This window comes from Paraferrimonas haliotis (genome assembly GCF_002282895.1).
Taxonomy (GTDB): Bacteria; Pseudomonadota; Gammaproteobacteria; order Enterobacterales; family Shewanellaceae; genus Paraferrimonas; species Paraferrimonas haliotis.
The window spans coordinates 37,533-56,707 of sequence record NZ_NRRB01000007.1 but is presented as its reverse complement, the minus strand read 5'-3'; the positions used below and the strand labels follow the sequence as shown (position 1 = coordinate 56,707).

Genomic DNA, 19,175 nt, shown 5'->3' with positions numbered 1-19,175 from the left:
AATCTTAGTGGTTAGCAATGGAAAAACAGTGCCGTTTTTATGCTGCTGTTAGAGCTAAAACATAGCAGTTTTGAAGGGCTTTATCGAGCACGATTTCCGTCAACATAGCTTTGCCATTTTTTCACTGGTTCTACGCGATAGTAATGAGTCAGCAGAAAGCTCACTTAGCCTGAAATGGACATTATGATGTCCATTTTAATAGAAATAAGCTCAATATGGATACTATGGTATCCAAGAGAGATAAGACTGAGTGTCGAATGGTAAGCATCAGGTCTACAAATTGTTATCCCTAAGGTAACTTTGTGTAGACCTTCGGGGCTAGGCAACGCGCTTTTACCACCTCTTTGGTAAATACTGCGTGAAATACAAAGGCATCACGATATTGGTTTGTTCTAACGCTGAAGAGCCTTGTGTACCCGTTAACTTAAAGGTTTTATTTGGAGTACATTTTTCAACGTAGGATGCCAACGATTTTGCTCTTGTACGTTTACCACTTTTGACTTCCACAGGGATGATATCGCCTTCATCGGTCGCCAAAATAAATTCGATTTCGGCGCGGGCGTCATTCCATGAATAGCTTGGGTCAACGCCAATAGCTGTGAGCTCTTGTTGCACAAAGTTTTCAGCCACATAGCCTTTGTATTCATAGTTTTGTTGCTTAATCTCTTTATAACTGCTGCCCAGCATATGATTGAGCAGGCCCACATCAAACAGAAATAGTTTAACCATATTGTCTTTTTTATAGGCCGCCAACGGAGATTTAGGTAATCCTTCAATAGGGTAGTTTGGCAAAGCTAAGCGGCAGCAGTTAAGCCAATGGATCGCGGTTTCAAAATCGCTATAACGAGATTTACGCTCATGCACATGCTTAAATTTAAAGCGTTTAACTGACTCATCGCTGACAAGTGATAGCTGGGCTGGAATGCTATTAAACACCGATTCAATCAGTGTGGCATCGACCTTGCCCGCGTACTTACCGAAATCGCGGCGATAACCTTCAACTAAATCGGCATGAATTTTTGTGACTTTTTCAACACGCTCTAGAATGCTTGAACCCTTAAACTGATACCAAGCAGAAACGGCTTCCGGCATACCACCGGTAAAAAAATAGTCGGTTAGTTTATCCATCAATTTAGTGTGCACCGCCGGTGTGCTTGCTTGACTATCAAATGCTTTGATCAGTGCTTGCTCGTTGGATGCGTAAATAAATTCTTGGAAGGTCAGTGGTCGTAAATTGTATTGTTCTACCTTGCCCACAGGGAAGGTGTTGAGCAAACCAATATTTGAACCGCTGGCTGCGACAAAATAGGACGGTGCTTTTTCGGCAAAATACTTCAGCGAAGTTACAGCTCGTTCACATTCGCCAATTTCATCTAATATCAGCAAGTCGGTGTCTGGATTGAACGCTTGGTTGGTTAACAACTCAATGTTCATTACTAGCTCGTCAGGTGACAACGAGCCATCGAACGCTTCTTTGTAAGCTGGGTTTTCAAGGAAGTCGATACGAAGGATGTTGGCAAAGGTATTCCCAAACAACTCTTGCAGTAGATAGGTTTTACCTGTTTGTCTTGCTCCATCGATCAATAATGGCTTGCGCACAGGTTGACTTTTCCATGCTATTAGGGCGTTGAGTAAGTTGCGCTGCATTGTCATTTCCCGCCAATTAAGACTGTTAACTGCCTGTAGTATAACTCAGTCTACACTTTTACGCGCATAAAAGTGCGGAATTTTACATTTTTATGCGCATAAAAGTGTTATGGCGTTATCGTTGGGCAAGGCTTTCCCTTTTGAGATGGCTTTGGGCACTTACCCTTTGGGCATTTGGGACAATATGGGCAAAGCCTTAGTTCACGCCACTTAGGCACACACTAACCCTGCCCACAGGGTATTTATGACTTGGGGCATTATGTAAATTCTGGGGCAAGTAGCTACTTGTACCCTCAGAAAGCTGCACGATCTGGGCATTTATTTGCCTACTGCGTCCGTTTAGTACTGGCAAACTCCTAACTGAACTTAACAGATCAGTGAGGAAGCAAACGATGAGCCCAACCACACAGTCACCCACAAACTTAGTACACCCAGCGCGTCAGCAGCGGATTTTGCGCTTGCCCGAGGTAAAGGCCAAAACAGGCTTTGGCCGCAGCACCATTTATGCCCTGATGGCCAACGGTGAATTTCCGCGATCCATTCGTATTGGTGCGCGTGCCGTGGGCTGGTTAGAAAGCGATATCGACCAGTGGATTGAAACCCGCCGTATCGGTGCTACTTATGGCCGTGGATAAAGCATCAGCATCAAACCCGTTACCTGCCAGTGAAATGCATAGCAACGCACCAACATTACCGGCTGGTTTTGCCTATAACGCGCAAAACTGGCTGGTGATGCAACCGGCAGGGCAAGATAGCCCAGTCAAAATCTGCTCTTGGCTGCAAGTTGCTGCTCGCACCCGCGATCCGCAAGGGGACAACTACGGCTATTTATTGCACTGGTTAGACGATGACAATCGCCATCGCTATTGGGCCATGCCCGCAGAACTATTGGCCGGAGACGGCAGCGAGTACCGCCGAATCCTACTCAGCCGAGGCATGCGGCTGAGTAACAGTGTCAAAGCGCGGCAGTTGCTCTCCCTGTTTATTCAACAAATGGGCGAGCTGGCCACGCAAAAGGCCATCAGCGTGAACTGTATTGGCTGGCATCACCACGCTTATGTGCATCCGCGCCTCACCTTTTACCCAAGCGAACACAGCAACAACCCGCGCATGGTGCTGCAAACCATGCACCCGATAGAAGGCTTTATTCAACAAGGTAGTAGCGACAGTTGGCGGCAGCACGTTGGCCGTTATTGTCTGGATAACCCGCTATTAATCGTTGGTGTCTGCGCTGCGCTGGCCGCGCCTTTGTTGCACTTGTGCGGAGTGGATGGTTTTGGTTTACACCTCTACGGTGCCAGCAGTACTGGTAAAACTGCGGCGCTGTATCCGGCGTTATCGGTGTGGGGCGAGCCTAATCAATTGCGCCATAGTTGGCGTGCCACGGCCAACGGTTTAGAAGGCACAGCATTAGCGCATAACGATGCCTTGCTGGCGCTCGATGAAATGGGCGAAGTTGACCCAAAAGAGGCGGGCGATGTCGCTTATATGCTTGCCAATGGTCAGGGTAAAACACGAGCAGGCAAATACGGTGAAATGCGCTTACCCGCCCGTTGGCGCTTGGTGTTTTTATCCACTGGCGAAGTGACGCTTGAAAGCCATCTTGCCAGTATCGGCAAGCGCGTAAAAGCCGGCCAGCAAGTGCGCGTGATTGATCTCAGTGCCGATGCTGGAGCGCAAATGGGCGTGTTTAACCAGAGCCATGGTATGAACGCCGCCGATTTAGCTGACCACCTAAAACAGCAAAGTCGCCAACATTACGGCAGCTTGTCCTTGGACTGGTTACGGTATTTAACGCAGCACGGCGCACAGGTGCGACCCGTTTTCCAAAACGTACGCCAACGTTTTTTAGCTAGCTTACCAACCGAGGCTGACGGCCAAGTGCGCCGAGTAGCCGAAAAGTTTGCCTTACTGGCTAGCGCAGGCCTGTTAGCCATTCAAGCCAAGGTGCTCGATTGGCCAACCCAAAGTGTCGAAGCCGCCTGTTTAAGCCAGCTTAACCAATGGATACTTGCTCGCGGTGGTGTAGCCGCCAATGAAGATCAACAAGCCATTCGCCAAGTGCGCAGCTTTATTGAGCAGCATGGCGAAAGCCGCTTTACGCCTAAACAAATTGGTTACAGCAGCCAAGTACGCCAACGAGCAGGGTGGATAGATGTCACCGGCCCACAAACCCTCTACCTGTTTTACCCAACTGGCTGGCGTGAAGCCACCGAAGGCCTAAGCCCAGATCGCGCCGCCAAAGCGCTGATAGCCGCAGGTTACCTAATCCCCGATGGCAACCGACCACAGCGAAAAGTCAGCCTGCCCGACAACACCCGCCCACGAATGTACTGTGTTAAAGGCAGTATTTTGGATGACTAACGAGGCGATTAATCTTGTGTGGGCTTGTCGACTTGCAGTGAACCGCCAGTCAACATAAATAGCTAGCGATGTTTGAAGTCCAACGCAGACAATACCGCTAGAGGCATTCCCGTGAACCGCTAGCGTACCAACAACCAGCACCGAACGAATAACAAATACGCTCAATTATTTGGTTTTAACTCAAATAAGTTGAGAATAATCATAATCGTGGTAGGGTAAGCAACAGTGAAAAATCCCCAAGTTTATGGTTAAGAAAACACCGTGGAGAGAGCATGATCCGCTGCCATCTAGCCCGTTTAATGGGCGAGAGAAAAATGCGCATTAGCGACGTGATGCGAGAAACCGGCCTAAGCCGTACCACCGTCACGCTACTTTACAAAGAAACCGCGCTCAAGGTGGACTTAGAAGCGCTCGATAAGCTATGCGATTTATTTAACTGCCCATTGAGCGATATATTGGAAAAAATGCCAAGCGATAGACAGGGCTAAAAATTATCAAGGAGTGACGACATGTCGTCAGAAGCAGATACCAGAGCAAACTACATCGATCCAGCGTTAAAAGCCGCACATTGGCAACCGGGCAATATCATTCGGGAGCACTACTTTACCGATGGCCGTAAGCTTGCTGGCGGTGTCCGTGGTCGTCGATGTTTCGTCGATTATCTGCTGCACAAAGACAATCGTTACCTTGCGGTTGTTGAAGCCAAAAAAGAGTCTGAGCACCCAACCAAAGGCCTTCAACAAGCCATAGACTATGCTAAGAAGCTACTCGTTCGTTTTGTCTATTCAAGCAACGGCAAACAAACCTATGAGTTCGATTTAGAAACGGGTAAAGGCGACTACATCGAGTTTTATCCAACACCACAAGAGCTTGAAAACCGCTACGCGGGTGTTAATTCGGATCTAGGCCAGCAGCTTCGTAATGTGCCTTTTCATTTAGAAGGCGCAATGCAGCCACGTTATTACCAAGAATTAGCGGTCCATGCCGCCACAGATGCCATTGGCAAAGGTAAGCCACGAGTGCTATTAACGCTGGCGACTGGTACAGGTAAAACCTTTATTGCCTTTCAAATCGTCCATAAACTGTTTCAGTCCCGTTGGAACAAAGAATCTCCGGGTACGCGTAGGCCTAGAATTTTGTTTTTAGCTGACCGTAATATTTTGGCCGATCAAGCCATTAACACTTTCAATCCCTATGAAAAAGACCTCATCAAAATAAACGGTGAAGAGGTACGCAAGCGTGGCGGTGTAGTGCCAACCAATGCACATATCTTTTTTGCTATCTACCAAGCCATTGCTGAGCGAGAAAACATTGAAGGCTATTACAAAGCGTATCCAAGAGATTTTTTTGACCTTGTAATGATTGACGAGTGTCACCGAGGCAGTGCTAATGAAGCAGGCTCATGGCGAGACATACTGGTCCATTTTGGCAGTGCGGTACATGTCGGCCTAACAGCTACACCGAAACGTGAAGCCAACGTAGATACCTATGATTACTTTGGTACACCTGCATTTGAATACTCATTAAAAGACGGCATCAACGATGGTTTCTTAACGCCATATCGTGTTAAACGGGTACGTACCAACTTAGACGAGCTAGTGCTGACCAAAGATGACCAAGTGATCGAAGGTGAATCAGGGCAAGACGTCTATCAGGTAGAAGATTACGACAAAAAAATCGTCGTAGATGAACGTACCGAGCTGGTCGCAAAAGCCATTTTGGACAATATCAATCCACTAGAAAAAACCATCGTCTTTTGCGAAAACCAAAATCATGCACTGACCATGCGTGACATGATCAACAAACACAAAAAACTGAAAGATCCGCACTACTGCGTGCGCGTGACCAGTGATGAGGGCAAAGTCGGCCGCGAGCTACTAGAAAAATTCCAAGATAACGACAAAGACATCCCCACCATTATTACCTCCTCACAAATGTTAACCACAGGGGTGGATGCCCGTAACGTGCGTAACGTAGTGCTGGATAGAACCGTTGGCTCAATGGTGGAGTTTAAACAAATTGTCGGTCGCGGCACCCGTGTTTTTGATGGCAAAGACTATTTCACCATTGTCGATTTTCGCGGTGCAACCAATAAGTTTTACGACAAAGATTGGGATGGTGAACCCGAAGCACCAGAGCCAGGAGGTATTGGTGAGCCAACACCACCTTACACACCAGAACCACCCGGAGGAACAGATGGCCCAGAGCCTGAACCGGGTGAGCCAAAACCTCGGTTGAAAGTAAAGTTAGGCAAACACCGTGAACTGAAAGTCATTGACGTTGAAACTCGTTATATCGATGAAAACGGCAAACCTCTCACGGTGCAAGAATTTGTTGAGCGCTTGATCACCCAATTACCAGGGTTGTTTAAATCGGTTGAGGAATTGCGGCAGATATGGTCAGACCCAGACGAACGCGAAACCTTGCTCGGAAAACTCGTACAAGCAGGCTTTGATAAAGAGCAACTCGCCACACTTCGACGGATGTTTGAAGCAGAAGAGTGCGATATCTTCGATCTGCTGGCTTTTTTAGCCTTTGAACAGCCTATGGCAACCCGCAAAGCTCGTGCCGATCAAGTACGTACTAACAGCGCCTTCTTTAATCAGTACCAACAAGAAAAGGCACAGCAGTTTTTGCACTTTGTGCTTAACCGGTATGAGCAAACCGGCAGCACCGAGCTATCACGCGAGCGCTTGCCAGCACTTATCGAGCTATCAGGGTTGGGTACTGTCAAAGACGCCTCAACAGCATTCGGTGGAAAACCAGCCTATTTGCTGGCGGCTTTTAAACAATTACAACAACAGCTTTATCACGTGAATTGAAATGGAATTAATACTCGCACCTAACCTCTTGCACGACCAGCCACAAACCTTAAACATCAATAAGGTTGCTACTTTAATTGGTGAAAATGGCAGTGGTAAATCCAGTATCTTGCAGTCAGTATTTGAAGAGCGGTTAAACAAACGCGCACATCACCACCTAAATGTGGTGTGCTTTTCTTCAGGGCAGAATGAAAATTACTCTGAAAAGTTTGGTATTTACTTAAAACGCGAGCGTCAAGCTGGCAGAGGGTTGGGGTTAGAGTGCCTTTACTTTGACAAGCCCTGGTCAAAATTACTCATTTTCCTCGCAACAGCGACTAAACGTAGTGGCAAAGTTCGCTCTTTTTTGCGCGAAAGAGGTTATGTTACTGAGTCGGCATTTGCAGGCGATGACCAAACTACGTGCTTAAAATGCGCATTCAAAATTGATAAAAACTATGTCAATCGAGTTCAGGACGCTCTGAAGCGTGAAGAAAGTGGTGAGGTTGATACGCTACGAAATACGCCCTATTTCCGTTCGTTAGATAGCTTCATCAACACATTTGTCTCAAATGATTATGAGTTTGAGCAACCGCTACGTAAGCGAACCATTGAAATACCAGCAAGCCGATTGATCGATGTTTCGTTCGATTACCCAAGACAGCCACAAGCAGGTGAAGAAGGTATTGAGGCCGGTGAAGCAAATACTCAGGCTCAAAATACAGCTTTTGATCCTGAAGTGAGTTTTTTTACCCAAGCGGCGGATAACGATTACTTCATAGACAAACAAGGCTACAAACTCGTTTTTAAAGATGGAATAGAGCTTGACCAGTTAAGCGACGGTGAATACCAGCTGCTCTTTCTATACGCGTTGATAGACCTTTTTGATGCACCGAATACGCTATTCCTGTTTGATGAAGCAGATTCGCACCTGCACTACAAAAACGTAGAGAAACTATGGTCTCTATTACACAGCATACAAGGCCATGCGATTACTACGACACACCTGTTGGATTCTATTTCTGCAAAAGAAAACCGCATAGAACATCTGAAAGTTGTAGAACACGGCCGAATCAATGAAGACGACAAAATCAAACAGCTAATCTCCCGACTCAGTGTACTTTCTCGTGCCAAATCCGTTGAATTTGAGGTGTGTGGCAAGCTGCCTAACATCGCCTTATTAGATGACTACAACGATTGGATTATTTTTACCAAACTTGCTGCACGTGCAGGGCTAGATATAAACCGTCTAGCCACTGTGCATGCCATGAAAAAGTCGTCCAGCTACGCTACTGCTAACGAAACCTTTGGCAAGGGCAAAATAGATTGGTTACATGGCTTAAGCAAGATTGAATCACCACTTGTAACAACACAGATTTTCCTAATTTGTGATCGAGACGAGGCGGCATTGGACTGGAATGCTGCCAATGGCGTTCAAGTGAACGGGCAAGTGTACCGTGAGTTGCTAAATGCCATTCAATGGCCTCGTGGCACCAACGTATCGCCATATCTATTGGCTTGGAAACGCCGTGAAATCAAAAACTATTTGCTCTCATACACCGCATTGGCGCACCACAATCTGCTTGGCCAAATAAACAATGGTGATATTGCGCAGCGCAATCACCTTCAGTCCAATAATCCTGGTGATAACGACGATATTCGTAGGATGAACGTCAAAGACATTATCAACCCGCTGATTAACACAGATGGCGAAGGCTTAGACCCTGCAAAACTCCAAGCCTATATCGACCTGATTCCGCCAGACGAAATCAGCGAAGACATCACCAATATGTACAATTTTATTATCGGAAAACTATAAACCATGTCACTACAACAGAAAATAGACCGAATTACCGACATACTGCGCCGCGACGATGGCATTAGCGGTGCTATGCACTATACCGAGCAAACCTCTTGGGTATTGTTCTTAAAATTTTTGGATGATTATGAGTCTGAAAAAGAAGATGAAGCGGTACTGTCAGGTAAAGCCTATCAACCGGTTTTGGATGACGAACACCGCTGGTCAAATTGGGCCTGCCCGAAAAATGCTGAGGGCAAGCTAGACATTAACAAAGTTCGCACGGGCGATGACTTGACGGATTATGTGAATAACGAGTTGTTTCCGTACTTAAAGAGCTTTGCCAATGCCGCCATTACGGGCTCCGACCCTAAATCATTCGCCTATAAAATTGGTGCCATCTTCCAGTATTTAGATAACAAGGTAGCCTCTGGCCATACTTTGCGTGAAGTGCTGGATATTATCGACACACTGAATTTCCAGTCCAGTGATGAAATGTTTGAACTCTCGCTGGTCTATGAAGGCTTACTGCAAAACATGGGGGATGCCGGAGGCTATGCGGGCGAGTTTTATACCCCGCGCCCAGTGGTGCGAGCCATGATTAAGGCCATTGACCCGCAAGCCGGGCAAACCATTTACGATGCAGCGGCTGGCTCGTGCGGATTTTTAGTGGAAGCCTTTGACCACCTGAAAGCAAAAAAGAGTGCGCTTTCTACCGAGCAATGGGACTTTATCCAGCGTGATACCTTCTTCGGCTTTGAGAAAACCTCATTGGCTTATGTAATGGGTATGATGAACATGATTTTGCATGGCATCGAGTCCCCCAACCTATTCCGTGGTAATACCCTGACTCAGAATATCCGTGATATTCAGGAAAAAGACCGTTACGACATTATTCTGGCTAACCCACCTTTTGGTGGTAAAGAGAAGTCACAAATTCAGCAAAACTTCCCTATCCAAAGTAACGCTACTGAATTGCTGTTTTTACAACACTTCATGAAAACCCTAAAAAGTGGCGGCAAGGCAGCCATCGTAGTGCCAGAAGGCGTGCTGTTCCAAACCAACAGTGCGTTTAAACAAGTCAAACAAGAACTACTGGAAAACTTTAACCTGCACACCATTTTAAGCCTGCCTGCCGGGGTGTTTTTGCCGTATTCGGGCGTAAAAACCAACGTACTGTTTTTTGAGCGTAACGGCGGCACCAGCGATGTCTGGTACTACGAATGTGAGCCTGAGCAAAAGCTCACCAAAAACAAACCTATTACCGATGACCACTTAAAAGAGTTTGTTGAGCTGTATACCAGCCGTGAGACGACCGAACGTTCCTGGATAGTTTCAGCCAGCAAACTGGCTGAAGACTATGACCTATCCGCTAAAAACCCTGCCAAGCAGAAAGATGCCGAGCATTTAGCGCCAAGCGATATTCTTAAGCAGATCCGTACCAAAGAAAAGCTGGTATCAGGGCTGTTGGATGAAATTGAAAACCTGTTGGCGGAGAAATAAGCATGGAGCCGGTTTTATATTCATTGCCGGACGGGTGGAGCTGGAGAAAGCTAAGTGAATTGGCTAAGACAACCAGTGGGGGAACTCCGTCACGCTCAAATAAGGATTATTGGGGAGGCTCAATTCCCTGGGTAAAATCTGGAGAGTTAGGTGATAGCAGAGTTGAAAAAAATGAAGAATTTATTACCGAAGTAGGGTTGAAAAATTCCTCAGCAAAACTTTTTCCAAAGGAAAGCTTGTTGCTTGCCTTATATGGAGCAACAGCGGGTAAGCTTGGGGTTTTAACTTATGATGCCGCGACTAATCAAGCGGTTTGCTGCATAAGTCAAGATGACCAGTTATTGGCAAGAGATTTTTTACGTTACTATTTGCTATCTCAAAGAAAAAAGATCATCGAAGATAGCTTTGGTGGAGCGCAGCCAAATATTAGTCAAGCTTATGTTCGTGAAATCGACATTCCTACACCACCACTAACGGAACAAATACGCATCGTCGAAAAACTCGATGCACTTCTCACCCGTATCGACACCGCCATCGAGCATTTACAGAGCAAGCTCGATTTATCTAAACAACTGTTCGACAGTGTATTAGATGAATTTTTTAAACTGTCGGATTGTGATTCTGTGCCACTAACGGAGGTGGTTGATTTTATCGGTGGTTCACAGCCTCCAAAATCACAATTTTCTGATGTTCAGAAAGAAGGCTATGTTCGATTAATTCAGATTCGTGATTATAAGACTGATAACCATATTGTTTATGTCGATAGCGCATCAACGAAGAAATTCTGTACGAAAGATGATGTGATGATTGGACGCTATGGACCGCCAGTATTTCAGATATTGAGAGGGCTTGATGGCGCTTATAACGTTGCTTTGATGAAAGCTGTACCTAATGAAGATGTTTTAACAAAGGACTACCTATTTTGGTTCCTTCAGTCACCGTCAATACAGAACTATGTTATTGGCATTTCTCAAAGGGCAGCTGGTCAGTCAGGGGTAAATAAAAAGGCGTTAGAGAAATACCTTATCCCAGTTCCGAGTAAAGCTATTCAGAATGATATTGTTGATAAAGTTGGGCAATTAGTAAATAAAAGCCGGAATTTGGAAGCTGGAGTGACAGCAGAAATTACGTCATTGAACCAACTAAAAGCATCAATTCTCGATTCAGCATTTAAAGGCGAGCTCTAAGGAGGGAGTATGAGTGGTGGTCAGACTAAAAATGCCGCGTTAACAACCGCTTTAGCCTTTCATTACCAGGTGCTGATTGGCTTGGAAAAGTGCTTTGTATTGGAAGAAGGTCAATCTATTTGGTTTGAAAAAGACGGTGATGTGAGCCTTATTTCCCCTAATACTTTAACTTCATCTCAAACGGAAGTGAAAGACTATTCGGCAGCACTTACTGACCACCATGAAAACCTCTGGAAAACGCTTAAGAACTGGTTAGCTCCCGATTTCGATCATACTCAATATGGTGTTTTGGTACTGCATACCACACAGGCTTTTGGTGCAACAACCAAGCTGAAGAATTGGAACATCCAAACTGCTGAGCAACGTTTACAAGTATTGAAAGATATTTTCTTTAGCCGTCCAGAAGATAAGAGGAATGCTGAAAATCCATCAGAAATTATCAAACTACAAAAAGCCGTGATGGCTTGTAATGAAGCTCTGCTAAAAAGTGTACTTGATAAAGTAACCTTGTTTACCGAGGCCGATAACGCACAGGATTTAGAACAGTGTATTTTGGCTAAACCTGTAGGCATTCCTAAGAATAATTTAAGTAGTTACCTTCAGGGGTTAGTTGGTTTTGTGTATGCACAGGCAACGCAGCATTCATGGAGTATTAGTCAGCAGGCTTTTAGGGCTAAGTGTGAAGAGTTAACAGCTCTTTTATGTAAAAGGGAATTTACTTTCCCAGTATTCTCAGGCTATGAAGCATCAGACCTTGAGGTGGAACTACATCAAGATAAACTTTTTGTTCAAAAAATAGCTGAGATAGAGCATCACGCAATGATCCCCGATGCCGTAGGTAATTGGCTAGAGTTGCAAAACTCATTTTTAGAACAGCTTGATGAATATCCCTTGTATAAAGAAAAAACGGTAACTTATCAAAATCAATTGGTAAAAAAATACAAGCTTTCGTATTCAAGTGCTCAACTTGAGTCGGTTGATGCAATTAAAAGCTCAAAGTTACTTTACAACAAGACCATGCAAGAGCAGCCACTCAACATGGGTAACGATATTCCGCCAATTGAATATAAAAATGGCCTTATCCATGACGCAATGGACGATGACGAGCGTGATTTGAAATGGAAGGTTGAGCCATGAGTAGCATTATCGATGCTCTATATGAATTAAAGTACAACCCATTTGAGTATGGGCCATACTTGGCCTCTTTTTATACTGCCCTAGAGGAATCCGAGAACAATTTGTTGCTTGCCCAGTTGGTCATACCGCTTTGTAGTCATCCGATATACAGCCATAAGTTGTTAAACTCGAACAAGCGAAGCTCTATCTGGTCTGTATTTGACGACAGAGCAAAACTCTATGACCTACAAGAGCGGATTGAAGGTTTTCAAACCCTCACAGAGCAGTGTATTCAATATTGTTTAGTCAACGACTGGTTATTCGTTAATGAGCAGCGGCTATCTCTAACGAAATGTGATGAGGCTGTCTCCGGCTTTATCACTAAAAAGAGTGCAGAAAGGTTAGGCCGGTTGTTTAGTGGTCACTCAGTGGTCGAGATTTATGCGTTTTTAGGAGTGAAACCGCGATGAAAACACTTATTCATGAAATAGGCGTGATTGACCAGCAAGGTCTTAAACACCCTGTTAATTTTCAAGCAGGGCTCAATGTGGTTACCGGTAAATCATCAACCGGTAAAAGTGCCTTAATTGAAATTTTTGATTATTGCTTTGGCAGCGATGAGAACACCATTCCAAAAGGTGTGATTACAAACAGTGCTGCAATTTACTATGTTGCGCTTGCTGTTAATGAACAAGATATGGTGATTGCCAGAGACCCCAATCTTGCAACAAAAGCATTTTTCCGTCGTGTTGACGCATTCGATTCGGAAGAGATTGATCGCGAATATTTTAGTTCTAGCTATTTTCGTCCGTTAAACGAGTTTAAGAAGCATTTAAGAGACTTTTTCCTAGATATTGATGATGTTGATGAATCTTTAGCCGCGAGAGCTAACAGGAGATTTAATCAAAAAGCACCTACACCATCGGTGCGTAGTTTTACATCTTTTATGCTTCAGCATCAAAACTTGGTTGCCAATAAGCATGCGTTGTTTTATCGATTCGATGAAAAGGAAAAGCGCGATCAGGCAATTGAACATACAAAGATATTTTTAGGACTTGTCGATCAAAAGTTCTTTCACTTATCACAAGAAAAAGAGCGGTTAAGCACAGACGTAAAACGTTTAGAACGGCAAAAAGAAACCAATAAACGCACATCAGAAAGCTACAAACAAAAAGTCGCCCCTGTATTAAGTCAGCTTTACGCTTTAATGGGTTTTAAAGATGAGCCTATATCTCTGACAAAGGTGCTCCAGCATCCTCAAGATGCAAAGGATCAGCTAGATAGCATCATAGTTGCCGAGAAAATCGTTCACAGTTCCGATGCGATGACACAACGGTATGAGCAGTTGAAACTGGCGCGCAATCAAAAAACTTCTGAGTTACGAAAGTTGCAGCGTCAAGCTGCATCTATTAATAAACACATCCAGGAAGAAGAGCTATTTGTTGAGAATGTAAAACGCTTTAACTCACCTCAGCATGTTCATATTTCCGCCACGGTTTGCCCATTCTGCCATACCGAAAAAGACAACTTGCGACAAAGTGCAGAGAAGCTTCAACAGGCCATTACGAAAGTATCGGGGAATCTTGCTCAAGCTCGTCCTATGAAAGCAAAGTTTCAATCATCTTTAATTGAAGTACAGCGTGATACAGAGATTGTTAGTAAGTTGCTAACCGATCTCAATCAACAAATAGCTGAAATTGAGAAAGTAAATCAGCAGTTAGCCGAACAGAAGAGCTTGTATGAAAGCATTATAATGCAAAAAGCCAAGCTGTTTGCACTTCTTGATACCTTAAATATGGCTGATGATGCTGAACTTGATGGAGAAATCAAAGAGTTAAAGAGGAAGCTCAAGAAGATTACTGATGCACTAAAAGAATACGATGTGCAAAAAGGTTTGGCAGCTGCATCGCTTAAGGTAAACGAATATATGGCCAGCATAGGTAGCCATTTTGAATTTGAGGCAAGCTATAAACCAATTAACCTCCATTTCTCATTTGAGACATTCGACCTTTATCATTTAACGCCCGAAAACGAAAAAATCTACCTTCGTTCAATGGGTAGCGGTGCAAACTGGCTTTATTGTCATATAACGTTATTTTTGGCTTTGCACAAGTATTTCGTTGAATTAGGTGAAAAGTGTGCCATACCTTCAGTGCTTTTCTTAGACCAACCAACACAGGTATATTTCCCTAATTTTAACCGTGATAACTCTGCAACCTTCGAAGAACAAAAGAAACAAGAAGCAGAACAGCGCAAGATCCACAGTGTGGATCAAAATATTGATGAGGATATAAAAGCCGTTGAAAACTTATTCAGCCAGCTATCGATTTATTGCAATGACCTCCAATTAAGCAATGGCTTTAGTCCGCAAATTATAGTGACTGACCATGCGGACAATCTGACTCTCTCTAATGGATTTGATTTTGAAGCACTTGTGAATGGTAATCGGTGGCGTACTCGCGGTCTTATTGTGCCGGCACCAGAGTTGCAAGGTGATAGTTAAAATTATGCTTCCAAGATATGATTTTTTAGACCTGTTGAATATTAAATTTTTCAGAGGAAAATGTGACCATTTATAATGTCTATTGCGACGAAAGTCGCCATACATCAGACCCGTCTCAACACTATATTGTTATCGGTGCACTGCAATGCCCTCGTGAAGAAAAACACCGTATTGTTGGGCGCTTACATGGCCTGATGACTAAATATGGTATTAAGACCGAATTTGGCTGGAAAAAGCTATCGCCTAACAAGGCTGATTTTTATCGAAGCCTTATACAATTGTTTTCTGAAGAAAACTCACTTTCATTTCGATGTATTGTGGTCGACCGCAGGCAACTGAATCACGAACAGTGGAACGATGGGGATAAAGAGCTTGGTTTTTACAAGCTGTACTATCAATTGCTAGTCCACTGGCTTCAACCTGGCGACAGCTATCATGTATATCTTGATTGGCAGCAGAATGCTTCAAGTACACGCTTTGAAGAGTTACGTCAGATCTTGGTTCATAAGTTGTCTGGCCGCGCTAAGCTTGCTTGTTTAGAGCCAGTTGAATCACATAACCAACCACTGATACAACTCTCTGATTTATTGATGGGAGCGGTAGGATATAGCTGGAACGAAATGCAGAACCGACCTAATGCAAGTGCATTTAAAGCTGCGTTTGTTGATGAACTTGCGAGATCGTTAGGTAAGGGTAGCCTGCGTTACACCACAACCAAAGGCGAGCGAAACTTTAATATCTTCAATTGGCAGGGACGATAGCAGTGACAGAAAGTCTGTGGCCGCAATTGCGGTTAAAAGCCGATAGCGAAGACGAGCTGATTGAGAAATACCGTCAGATATATCTGGAAAATTATGTTCATGATGAAAATGGCAATGCCAGAGTGTTTACCGATTGGTGTGGTGTAACCTACCAGTTTGGTGCGGGTGCTTTTGATCATGCCTTTACGGAGTCTACCAATTACCGAACCAGTGCAGGTATTCACGATGGCGGTTTCTCCAAAAAGCGTGCTAGACGAATAATGTGGATTAAAGAAGTGTTGGCTCTATCAGCCGGGACGGTGCAGCGTTACAGTCAATCTCGTCAAACCGATCGCGGTAAAACCGCAAAGCGTAGGACATTGGTCGTCGTTGAAGAAAAGTATGTAGTTGTATTTGATGATCCAAGGAAGGTCGGAGATCCACATTGGTTTGTCACAGCATTTCCAGCAGACCAAGCCTATTTTGATCGGATAAAGAGGACTAGCTTTTTAGTGGAAACTAAACAAGGAGGGAGATAAGCCCCAGTCTTAACGGCGACTGAGGCGCAGCCACGAACCAAAACACTAGGTAAAGGTTCAACCAGTTCCGAAGAACTTGGGTGAATTATGGTGCTCTTGATGAAAAATATCAAGCTATTTAGCCTTGTTGTTGAGTTTCGTTCTCGTTAACAAAGCATTTGTTCGTAATCCACACATCATTCTCTGGCCCACAAAGGTGGTGCAGCAGCGCTAGGTTGATTTGGTGGCTGACCACTTTGCCGTTTCGTTTTTGGCTTTCTTTTCTCAAACCTCTTAGTAATAACCCCGTGCATGATTTGCCCATTTGCTCCGGCGAACTGGGCAGGCAAAATGCTCGGTTTTGCTGCTTGGGATGCAAGGTAGCGCGTTTTCCTGTTTTAGATAAAGGCGAAATGCACCAAAAGATGCAGGCGTTAGCGGGCGTGTTTGCTTGCAATATTCTAGTTTGAATCTTGCCATCCCTATTTGTCGGTAACAAATGTGCTGGTAACAAAACCAACCCGCCTTGCGCGTGGCCTTCAACCTCAGGTAAAGGTAGCCAATACAGATTTGGCCATTGCTCAGAGCTTTGCCATTTTTCTACGATCACTTGTGCGCCAATGCTATTTAGCCATTGGTGAATCGGGCAGCCTGGATGCGCTTGTTTAATGCGCGGTAACTGATAGGTCAGCCAGCGGGTTAAACGTTCGGCGGCATTATAGCACTGGCTTAATTCTGGGTAGAGGGTAAACGCGCCATGCCCAACCAGTAAAGTGACCATCTGCTGTATCCATTCTCTATCCCAATCGTTAGCACTTGCCCATAACACGTCACTTATCACCTTGTTGGTTTTTCATGCCATCTATTTTCAGTCGTCGGGTGCAGACGCGGTGGTGAATTAGATGAAAGAAATGGCCATCAAACTCACCAGTCAAATCGGTTTTTTATGATGACCTGTGCGCGGCTAACTGATTGAAATATATCGTCCAATGCGGCTCTGTTTGGCGGCATTCAACTAGTGCAAAAAAATCGAGACGCCAAACGATCGTTTGCATTCTGGGTTTAAAAAATCAAACGGTTTGTACTTTGATGCCGAGGTTGGTTTAGGGCGAAAAAAGTGCCAAACCTTGCTTTGAGCCAGTAATGGCAAGGCCTACCAGCGTTGGATTTCAATCGAGAAGCCAAACAGTAAATGGGCTAATTTCCCTGTTTGGCGTTTCGATCCAAAAGCCAAACGGATAGTGGTTTTGGCGTATGGGGGTAAAGGCATGGGGAAGTGTGTGCGCGAACACGCGAATGATTGCCCTGCAAAACCAATCGACAAAAACGCCAACTTGGTTTATATTTTTAAAATTATTTTAGTTTTTATAAACCGGAGGTCTGTATGATTGGAGAGCGCATAAAACGAGCCCGTGCAGCCGCTGGCCTGTCGATGCAGGCCTTGGGTGAGCAAGTTGGTATTAGTGCCAACATGGTTAAGAAATACGAGCACGACCAGAGCATGCCTTCGTCGGGAGTTTTACTTAAATTGGCGACGGCTTTGTCGGTTCGTACTGAATACTTCTTTCGCCCAGCACAGGTGACTTTGGGTGAGGTGGAGTATCGAAAAAAAGCCTCAGCTTCAGCTAAGTTGCTAAAGAAGATTGAGTCCGATGTGGTTGACCAAGCTGAGCGCTGGTTATCACTTAAAAATGTATGGCCAAACTTCCCGATAGCGAGTTTTAACTACCAGCCCGACGTTCCTGCTGTAAGCACTTTAGACGCAGTAGAGCAGGTTGCCGCCAAAGTCCGTACTGATTGGCAGTTAGGTATGAATCCACTACCAGACTTAATCGACTTGCTTGAGTCTAAAGGTATTCTGGTGATTGTCAGTAACGTACCCCAAGCCGATAAATTTGATGGGTTACAAGCCAAAATATCAGGGCAGCCAATTGTTGTTGTGTCCTCTCATTGGCCTGGTTGCCGTCAGCGGTTTACATTGGCGCATGAGCTTGGCCACCTTGTTTTACATGGCTTACTCGATGAATCCCTTGACGAAGAGATGGCCTGCAACCGCTTTGCTTCTGCGTTTTTACTGCCTGAAGTAGGCCTTTTTCAGCATCTAGGAGAGCGACGTTCGAACGTAGACCCCAAAGAGCTATATTTCCTGAAACACGAATATGGCTTAAGCATGGCAGCTTGTTTGTATCGCAGTGCCGACCTTGGTGTGATCACCGAAGAGAAAAAACGCCAAATATTTATACAGTTCTCAAAAAACGGTTGGCGTAAGCAGGAGCCAGGGAATCCTTATCCACAAGAACAGACATTATTGTTTGAGCAGTTGGTTTATCGTGCATTGGCAGAGGGAATTGTTAGTGAATCGAAAGCCGCTGAGCTGTTACAGATGTCAGTGATGGCATTGCATAAGCAACGCCAAATGTTGGCTGAGGCTGTTTAAATGTATTTGTTGATCAGTGATGCCAATATCCTCATTGATCTCGAAGAAGGCCAATTATTAGGCGTCTTTTTCAATTTGCCTTACCAGTTCAAAGTTCCAGATGTGTTATTCCACGAGGAGCTAAGCGATCAACATGGCTATTTACTCGAGTTAGGGTTGTTGTTGGGTGAGTTAAGCCCGGAGTCTATGATGTACTCATTTGAACTGAGGCAAAAGTATGCAGGCCCTAGCATGAACGATTGCTTTGCACTTGCGTTGGCGAAACAAGAACAGTGTCCATTGCTAACTGGGGATATGGCGCTTAGGAAGGCGGCTGAAAAAGAAGCGATATTAGTTCAAGGTACGCTATGGGTTGTCGAGCAGCTCGTCACCCATGGTGTATTGTCAGTTGAAGAAGCTCAAGCTGCCTACGATAAAATGGCAAAAGCTGGTCGTCGCTTACCTTGGGCGCTTGCAAAACAGCGTTTAACCCAATTATAAACTTTGCTAAGCCCCGATTGCCCCATTCCTTGGGGCGGTTCACATCCCTCTTATTCACCCTCTGAAGCTCGGCATATCAAG

The 19,175-nt window shown here is 44.8% G+C and carries 16 protein-coding genes; 14 read left to right on the top strand and 2 right to left on the bottom strand.

The window, feature by feature from the left end:
• Positions 1-333: 333 nt before the first annotated feature.
• Positions 334-1,647: an ATP-binding protein gene (locus tag CLC91_RS13300; protein ID WP_095500552.1), complete on the bottom strand. Its 1,314-nt coding sequence runs from the start codon at positions 1,645-1,647 to the stop codon at positions 334-336.
• A gap of 392 nt (positions 1,648-2,039) precedes the next feature.
• Between CLC91_RS13300 and CLC91_RS13295 the strand changes: the two genes are divergently transcribed.
• The 12 genes from CLC91_RS13295 (at position 2,040) to CLC91_RS13240 (ending at position 16,198) form a co-directional block, all read left to right on the top strand.
• Positions 2,040-2,282, top strand: coding sequence for a helix-turn-helix transcriptional regulator (locus CLC91_RS13295; protein WP_095500551.1), 243 nt, complete (start codon positions 2,040-2,042; stop codon positions 2,280-2,282).
• On the top strand, positions 2,269-4,011 hold the full coding sequence (locus tag CLC91_RS13290) for a DUF927 domain-containing protein (RefSeq protein ID WP_095500550.1): 1,743 nt from the start codon (positions 2,269-2,271) through the stop codon (positions 4,009-4,011). The genes CLC91_RS13295 and CLC91_RS13290 overlap by 14 nt, the downstream gene beginning before the upstream one ends.
• Positions 4,012-4,283: 272 nt before the next feature.
• On the top strand, positions 4,284-4,499 hold the full coding sequence (locus CLC91_RS13285) for a helix-turn-helix domain-containing protein (RefSeq protein ID WP_005458449.1): 216 nt from the start codon (positions 4,284-4,286) through the stop codon (positions 4,497-4,499).
• 21 nt (positions 4,500-4,520) lie between these two features.
• Entirely contained in the window at positions 4,521-6,833 is a 2,313-nt protein-coding gene (hsdR, locus tag CLC91_RS13280) for an EcoAI/FtnUII family type I restriction enzme subunit R (RefSeq protein WP_095500549.1), read from the top strand.
• Between the two features lies 1 nt (position 6,834).
• Positions 6,835-8,631, top strand: a complete 1,797-nt coding sequence (locus CLC91_RS13275; RefSeq protein WP_095500548.1) for an ATP-binding protein — start codon at positions 6,835-6,837, stop codon at positions 8,629-8,631.
• 3 nt (positions 8,632-8,634) lie between these two features.
• A complete protein-coding gene (locus CLC91_RS13270) occupies positions 8,635-10,113 on the top strand; it encodes a class I SAM-dependent DNA methyltransferase (RefSeq protein WP_095500547.1) in 1,479 nt (492 codons plus the stop codon).
• A 2-nt stretch (positions 10,114-10,115) separates the two neighbouring features.
• Complete coding sequence (locus CLC91_RS13265; RefSeq protein WP_095500546.1) at positions 10,116-11,300, top strand: restriction endonuclease subunit S; 1,185 nt, start codon at positions 10,116-10,118, stop codon at positions 11,298-11,300.
• A 9-nt stretch (positions 11,301-11,309) separates the two neighbouring features.
• Positions 11,310-12,437, top strand: coding sequence for a hypothetical protein (locus tag CLC91_RS13260; protein ID WP_095500545.1), 1,128 nt, complete (start codon positions 11,310-11,312; stop codon positions 12,435-12,437).
• Positions 12,434-12,886, top strand: a complete 453-nt coding sequence (locus CLC91_RS13255; RefSeq protein ID WP_095500544.1) for a three component ABC system middle component — start codon at positions 12,434-12,436, stop codon at positions 12,884-12,886. Before CLC91_RS13260 ends, CLC91_RS13255 begins: the two co-directional genes overlap by 4 nt.
• On the top strand, positions 12,883-14,919 hold the full coding sequence (locus CLC91_RS13250; RefSeq protein ID WP_095500543.1) for a DUF3732 domain-containing protein: 2,037 nt from the start codon (positions 12,883-12,885) through the stop codon (positions 14,917-14,919). The genes CLC91_RS13255 and CLC91_RS13250 overlap by 4 nt, the downstream gene beginning before the upstream one ends.
• A gap of 62 nt (positions 14,920-14,981) precedes the next feature.
• Positions 14,982-15,680 carry a DUF3800 domain-containing protein gene (locus CLC91_RS13245; protein ID WP_095500542.1) on the top strand — a complete coding sequence of 233 codons (699 nt, stop codon included), beginning with the start codon at positions 14,982-14,984 and terminating at the stop codon, positions 15,678-15,680.
• A 2-nt stretch (positions 15,681-15,682) separates the two neighbouring features.
• The gene (locus CLC91_RS13240; protein ID WP_095500541.1) at positions 15,683-16,198 is read left to right on the top strand and encodes a hypothetical protein; all 516 of its coding nucleotides are present in this window, start codon (positions 15,683-15,685) and stop codon (positions 16,196-16,198) included.
• 118 nt (positions 16,199-16,316) lie between these two features.
• Here CLC91_RS13240 and CLC91_RS13235 read toward each other — a convergent pair whose 3' ends face one another.
• Entirely contained in the window at positions 16,317-17,006 is a 690-nt protein-coding gene (locus CLC91_RS13235) for a hypothetical protein (protein ID WP_095500540.1), read from the bottom strand.
• 555 nt (positions 17,007-17,561) lie between these two features.
• Between CLC91_RS13235 and CLC91_RS13230 the strand changes: the two genes are divergently transcribed.
• Both CLC91_RS13230 and CLC91_RS13225 read left to right on the top strand, forming a co-directional pair.
• The gene (locus tag CLC91_RS13230) at positions 17,562-18,614 is read left to right on the top strand and encodes a helix-turn-helix domain-containing protein (protein WP_095500539.1); all 1,053 of its coding nucleotides are present in this window, start codon (positions 17,562-17,564) and stop codon (positions 18,612-18,614) included.
• Complete coding sequence (locus tag CLC91_RS13225) at positions 18,615-19,094, top strand: PIN domain-containing protein (RefSeq protein ID WP_095500538.1); 480 nt, start codon at positions 18,615-18,617, stop codon at positions 19,092-19,094.
• Positions 19,095-19,175 lie beyond the last annotated feature (81 nt).

Excerpts from the sequence above, each read along its gene's own strand:
- CLC91_RS13285 (WP_005458449.1), top strand. The coding sequence starts at position 4,284 with ATGATCCGCTGCCATCTAGCCCGTTTAATGGGCGAGAGAAAAATGCGC.
- CLC91_RS13295 (WP_095500551.1), top strand. The coding sequence starts at position 2,040 with ATGAGCCCAACCACACAGTCACCCACAAACTTAGTACACCCAGCGCGT.
- CLC91_RS13300 (WP_095500552.1), bottom strand. The coding sequence starts at position 1,647 with ATGCAGCGCAACTTACTCAACGCCCTAATAGCATGGAAAAGTCAACCT.
- CLC91_RS13265 (WP_095500546.1), top strand. The coding sequence starts at position 10,116 with ATGGAGCCGGTTTTATATTCATTGCCGGACGGGTGGAGCTGGAGAAAG.
- CLC91_RS13255 (WP_095500544.1), top strand. The coding sequence starts at position 12,434 with ATGAGTAGCATTATCGATGCTCTATATGAATTAAAGTACAACCCATTT.
- CLC91_RS13275 (WP_095500548.1), top strand. The coding sequence starts at position 6,835 with ATGGAATTAATACTCGCACCTAACCTCTTGCACGACCAGCCACAAACC.
- CLC91_RS13260 (WP_095500545.1), top strand. The coding sequence starts at position 11,310 with ATGAGTGGTGGTCAGACTAAAAATGCCGCGTTAACAACCGCTTTAGCC.
- CLC91_RS13290 (WP_095500550.1), top strand. The coding sequence starts at position 2,269 with ATGGCCGTGGATAAAGCATCAGCATCAAACCCGTTACCTGCCAGTGAA.
- CLC91_RS13230 (WP_095500539.1), top strand. The coding sequence starts at position 17,562 with ATGATTGGAGAGCGCATAAAACGAGCCCGTGCAGCCGCTGGCCTGTCG.
- hsdR (WP_095500549.1), top strand. The coding sequence starts at position 4,521 with ATGTCGTCAGAAGCAGATACCAGAGCAAACTACATCGATCCAGCGTTA.
- CLC91_RS13225 (WP_095500538.1), top strand. The coding sequence starts at position 18,615 with ATGTATTTGTTGATCAGTGATGCCAATATCCTCATTGATCTCGAAGAA.
- CLC91_RS13270 (WP_095500547.1), top strand. The coding sequence starts at position 8,635 with ATGTCACTACAACAGAAAATAGACCGAATTACCGACATACTGCGCCGC.
- CLC91_RS13250 (WP_095500543.1), top strand. The coding sequence starts at position 12,883 with ATGAAAACACTTATTCATGAAATAGGCGTGATTGACCAGCAAGGTCTT.